We start from the raw sequence: 5,259 nt of genomic DNA, 5'->3' as shown, positions 1-5,259 counted from the left end.
CGCACCGCCCGCGCGCACGCCCTGCGCCTGCGGCTGAGCCTCGACGGCGACGCGCCCGCCGAGCCGGGCGGGCTCGAACACCGCCTCGGCGCGCTGGCGGTCGAGATGACGGCGGACGGCCTGCGCGTCGACCTCGTCGTGCTCGCGAAGCCCGCCGACGTGCCCGAAGCCGTCGTCAACGCGCTGCACGACGCCACCCGCGAAGCACTGCGAAACACCCTGAAGCACGCGAAAACCGCCAGAGCCGTCGTCTGCCTCGAAGCGCGCGAAGGCGTCGTCACGGTGTCCGTGCGCGACCACGGGACGGGCTTCGACCCGGGCGCCCGCCGCGCCGGGTTCGGCATCGACAACTCGATCCACGCGCGCCTGGCTGAGATCGGCGGCGCCGCGCGCATCGATTCGGCGCCCGGGCAGGGCACCCGCGTCGTGCTGACCGCGCCGTTAGAGCTGCGTTTCGCCGTCGGGTGAGTCCCGCCACTGGGCGAACGGGCGGTCCAGCGACCACTTGCCGTCCTGCTCCTCCAGCACGCGGTACTCGCAGGTCCCGGGGTTGGACAGCGACTCGAACAGCTCGATGCTCCAGCCGAAGAGACGGCGGCAGAGCAGCCGCAGCGTGAGCCCGTGCGACACGATCAGCACCGTCTCGGGGTGACTTTCGTCGCGCAGGCGCAGGTCCGAGAGGAACGCCGCGACGCGGTCGTCGACGTCCGCGCCCGACTCGCCGAACGGCAGCCGGTAGAAGAAGTGCCCGAACTCGTTGCGCCGCGCCTTCTGGATCTCCTGGTCGGCCGGGTCCTGGAGGTTGCCCCAGTCCTGCTCGCGCAGCCGCGGCTCCTGCAGCAGCCGCTCGCACGACGCCCGGATGTCCAGCAGCCGCAACGTTTCCCGCGTGCGCAGGTACGGGCTGACGTAGACGGCGGGGCGCTCGCCGTCGAGGAGCCGGGCGATCTCCGGACCCGCGGCGAGGGCTTCCCGCTCGCCCTTCGCCGTCAGCGGCAGGGCGTGGTCGGGGATCCGCGTGTAGGCGAGTTCGTCGACGTTGCCGAGCGACTCGGCGTGCCGCAGCAGGATCATCTTCACGCTCCCATCCTGCCCGTCACACCGGCCTGACCGGGGCGGGCATACCCTCAGGGGCGTGTCCGAGCAGTCCGTGAAGGAACCCGACGTCCCCACGCAGCGCCGGGCGAGCGTGCTGCCCCTGCTCTCGGTCGGCGTGCTGCTGGCCGCCGTCGTCGCGGTCGGGCTGATCGCCCTCACCGGCGGCGCCGGGTACGTCATCGCCGGCCTGCCCGATCCGGGCCTGGTCACGCAGTACGGCGTCACGGTCGTGCGCGTGCTGTCGGAGTCCGCTTCGGTGATCTGCGTCGGGTCGCTGCTGCTGGCCGCGTTCCTGGTGCCGCCGCAGAAGTCCGGCACGCTCGGTCCCGAGGGCTACGGCGCCCTGCGCGCGGCGGGGATCGCCGCCTGGGTGTGGTTCGCCGCCGCGCTGCTGTCGGTCGCCTTCACCGCCGCCGACACCGCCGGGAAGCCGTTCGGCGACATCCTGGACCCGCAGACGCTGCTCGACCTCGTCGGCGCCATCGAGCAGCCGAAGGCCTGGCTGTGGACGGCGCTGATCGCGGTCCTCGTCGCGCTCGGCTGCCGGCTCGCGCTCACCTGGGGCTGGACGGCGGTGCTGTTCGCGCTCGCCGTCGTCGGCCTGGTCCCGGTCGCGGTCACCGGGCACTCCGCCAGCGGCGGCTCGCACGACGTCGCCACCAACAGCCTGCTGTTCCACCTGGTCGCCGCGGCGCTGTGGGTCGGCGGGCTGATCGCGCTGCTGGCGCTCGGCTACCGGCGCGGGAACCACCTCAGCCTGGCCGCGCGGCGGTTTTCGCGGCTGGCGCTGGTCTGCTGGATCGTGATGCTGCTCTCCGGCGTGGTCAACGCGCTGGTCCGGATCGGCCTGAACGACCTCTTCACCACCGACTACGGCCTGCTGGTCGTCGCCAAGACCGTCGCGCTGCTGCTGCTCGGGGTGTTCGGCCACCAGCAGCGCGAAAAGGGCGTCGCGAACCTCGTGGACGGCAAGGGCGGCGGGCAGCTGCTGCGCCTCGCTTCCGTCGAGATCGTGATCATGTTCGTCACGATCGGGATCGCGTCCGGGCTCGCGCGGACGCCGCCACCGGCGGACGCGATCACCCAGCCCTCCACCACCGAACTCCTGATCGGCTACGACCTCGACGGCCCGCCGACGCTGTGGCGGCTGCTCTTCGACACCCGCTTCGACCTCGTCTACGGCGTCCTGGCGCTCGTCATGGGCGGGCTCTACCTGGCGGGGGTCCGGCGGCTGCTGCGCCGGGGCGACAGCTGGCCGGTCGGCCGCACGGTCGCCTGGGTCAGCGGCTGCGTGGTGCTGCTCATCGCGACGTCGTCCGGCATCGGCCGGTACGCGCCCGCGATGTTCAGCGTCCACATGGGCAACCACATGCTGCTGTCGATGGTGGCGCCGGTGCTGTTCGTGCTCGGCGGCCCGGTGACGCTCGCCCTGCGCGCGCTGCCCGCCGCGGGCAAGGAGAACCCGCCGGGGCCGCGCGAGTGGCTCGTGGCCTTCGTGCACTCCCCGGTGTCGCGGTTCCTGACCCACCCGGTCGTCGCGCTGCTGCTGTTCGTCGGCTCGTTCTACGCGCTGTACTTCTCCGGCCTGTTCGACAACGCGCTGAACTACCACTGGGCGCACCTGGTGATGAACGGGCACTTCCTGCTCGCCGGGTACGTCTTCTACTGGCCGGTGATCGGCGTCGACCCGGCGCCGCGGCGGATCCCGTACCTCGGCAGGCTCGGCATGATGTTCGCCGCGATGCCGTTCCACGCGTTCTTCGGCGTGATCCTGATGAGCAAGCAGACCGTCATCGGGCAGGCGTTCTACAGCCAGCTGCACCTGCCGTGGGTGGCCGACCTGCTCGCCGACCAGCGGCTCGGCGGCGGCATCGCCTGGGCCGCCGGTGAGGTCCCGGTGCTGCTGGTGCTGATCGCGCTGCTGGTGCAGTGGTCGCGCCAGGACGAGCGCGAGGCGAAGCGGCGCGACCGGCGCGAAGAGGTCACCGGCGACGAAGAGCTGAACGCCTACAACGCGATGCTCAAGAACCTCGCGGAGGGCAAGCGACCCTCGGGGTCCAGTTGAGGTTGAGGGCCCGTCCGGGCGCCCGAAAAGCACGCTCGCGGTGATCCGGGCCTGACAATCGGTAGTCCGGTGGTGACCGGCGTCGAGACGCGATCAGGCGCGCTCTACGATCGTGGGTATGGCCGAGTTCATCTACACCATGAAGAAGGTGCGCAAGACCGTCGGGGACAAGGTCATCCTCGACGACGTCAGCACCGCGTTCTACCCCGGCGCCAAGATCGGCGTGGTCGGGCCGAACGGTGCCGGTAAGTCCACCGTTCTCAAGATCATGGCGGGGATCGAGCAGGCCAGCAACGGCGAGGCGTTCCTCCAGCCCGGTGCTTCCGTGGGCATCCTCATGCAGGAGCCGGAGCTCAACGAGGACAAGACGGTCCGCGAGAACGTCGAAGAGGGCCTGGGCGAGGTCAAGGTCAAGCTCGACCGCTACAACGAGGTCCTCAAGCTGATGGAGACCGACTACAGCGAAGAGCTGCTCGAGGAGATGGGCAAGCTCCAGGAGGAGCTGGACCACGCCGACGCCTGGGAGCTCGACTCGACCGTCGAGCAGGCCATGGACGCGCTGCGCTGCCCGCCGCCGGACGAAGGCGTCTCCCACCTCTCCGGTGGTGAGCGCCGCCGCGTCGCGCTGTGCAAGCTGCTGCTGTCGGCGCCCGACCTGCTGCTGCTCGACGAGCCCACCAACCACCTGGACGCAGAGAGTGTCCTGTGGCTGGAGCAGTTCCTGGCCCGCTACGCCGGCGCCGTCCTCGCCGTCACCCACGACCGGTACTTCCTCGACAACGTGGCCCAGTGGATCATGGAGCTGGACCGCGGCCGCGTCGTCGGCTACGAGGGCAACTACTCCACGTACCTGGAGAAGAAGCGCGAGCGCCTCGAGGTCCAGGGCAAGAAGGACGCGAAGCTCGCGAAGCGCCTGAAGACCGAGCTCGAGTGGGTGCGGTCCAACGCCAAGGCGCGCCAGACGAAGTCGCGCTCGCGCCTCGACCGCTACGAAGAGATGGCGGCGGAGGCGGACAAGCACCGCAAGCTCGACTTCGAAGAGATCCAGATCCCGCCGGGCCCGCGGCTGGGCAACGTCGTGGTCGAGGTCCAGAAGCTGCAGAAGGGCTTCGACGGCCGCGTCCTCATCGACGGCCTGTCGTTCGACCTGCCGCGCAACGGCATCGTCGGCGTGATCGGCCCGAACGGCGTCGGCAAGACCACGCTGTTCAAGACGATCGTCGGGCTCGAGGAGCCGGACAGCGGCGACGTCAAGATCGGCGAGACGGTCAAGCTGTCCTATGTGGACCAGAACCGCGGCGGGATCGACCCGAAGAAGACCGTGTGGCAGGTCGTTTCCGACGAGCTGGACTACATCCACGTCGGCCAGACCGAAATGCCGTCGCGCGCGTACGTCAGCGCGTTCGGCTTCAAAGGCCCGGACCAGCAGAAGCCGGCGGGCGTGCTCTCCGGTGGTGAGCGCAACCGGCTCAACCTGGCGCTGACGCTCAAGCAGGGCGGGAACCTGATCCTGCTGGACGAGCCGACGAACGACCTGGACGTCGAAACCCTGGGCTCGCTGGAGAACGCGCTGGAGCAGTTCCCCGGCTGCGCCGTCGTGATTTCGCACGACCGGTGGTTCCTCGACCGGGTCGCGACGCACATCCTGGCCTGGGAGGGCACGGACGAGGACCCCGCCAAGTGGTTCTGGTTCGAAGGCAACTTCGAGGGGTACGAGAAGAACAAGGTGGAGCGGATGGGCGCCGAAGCCGCCCGCCCGCACCGTGTCACCCACCGCAAGCTGACCCGCGACTGAGGGGGCGGGTTTCCCCGTGGAGGCCAGCAAAGCGCACCGGACGGCCCCGCTCTCCCCGGAGAGCGGGCGCTCCGGCCACGCCGGGGGAACCCTCTCCGCAGTCGGCCGGCTGATCGAACGCGCGGACGCGCTGCACCTGCGCGCACCCGAACTCGCGCTCGTCCTCGGCGAGCGCGCGGCCGCGCTGTCGGAGACCGCCGGCGCCGACGAGCAGTGGATCCGGGCGGAGAGCCTGGTCGTGTCCTCGCGCGTCCGGCTCGGGATGCGGCCGGCCACCGTCGGGCGGGCGGTCGCGGCCCTG

Annotated in this window: 4 protein-coding genes and 1 pseudogene; 4 read left to right on the top strand and 1 reads right to left on the bottom strand. The window is 70.7% G+C overall.

Annotated features, from left to right (window positions below; all coding sequences use genetic code 11):
* Positions 1 to 468 (top strand): sensor histidine kinase (locus G3I65_RS36805; protein WP_203612622.1); only part of this gene is annotated, 468 nt, incomplete at its 5' end.
* Here the strand turns inward: G3I65_RS36805 and G3I65_RS36800 are convergent.
* Positions 442 to 1,080 carry a phosphoglycerate mutase family protein gene (locus tag G3I65_RS36800; protein ID WP_160700182.1) on the bottom strand — a complete coding sequence of 213 codons (639 nt, stop codon included), beginning with the start codon at positions 1,078 to 1,080 and terminating at the stop codon, positions 442 to 444. The genes G3I65_RS36805 and G3I65_RS36800 overlap by 27 nt on opposite strands.
* Before the next feature lie 55 nt (positions 1,081 to 1,135).
* Here G3I65_RS36800 and G3I65_RS36795 point away from each other — a divergent pair, with 55 nt between their 5' ends.
* The 3 genes and pseudogenes from G3I65_RS36795 to G3I65_RS36785 form a co-directional block, all read left to right on the top strand.
* Entirely contained in the window at positions 1,136 to 3,163 is a 2,028-nt protein-coding gene (locus G3I65_RS36795; protein ID WP_309235909.1) for a cytochrome c oxidase assembly protein, read from the top strand.
* 118 nt (positions 3,164 to 3,281) lie between these two features.
* A complete protein-coding gene (gene ettA, locus G3I65_RS36790; RefSeq protein WP_160700181.1) occupies positions 3,282 to 4,958 on the top strand; it encodes an energy-dependent translational throttle protein EttA in 1,677 nt (558 codons plus the stop codon).
* Positions 4,959 to 4,974: 16 nt separating this feature from the next.
* A pseudogene (locus G3I65_RS36785) lies at positions 4,975 to 5,259 on the top strand (hypothetical protein); the annotation flags it as partial.

Source organism: Amycolatopsis sp. SID8362, from assembly GCF_010550475.1.
GTDB classification, from domain to species: Bacteria; Actinomycetota; Actinomycetes; order Mycobacteriales; family Pseudonocardiaceae; genus Amycolatopsis; species Amycolatopsis eburnea.
The sequence above is the reverse complement of the archived record's forward strand: the minus strand, read 5'-3'. Positions and strand labels throughout refer to the sequence as shown.

Bases quoted from the DNA above. Each gene is read 5' to 3' on its own strand.
- ettA (WP_160700181.1), top strand. From the start codon at position 3,282: ATGGCCGAGTTCATCTACACCATGAAGAAGGTGCGCAAGACCGTCGGG.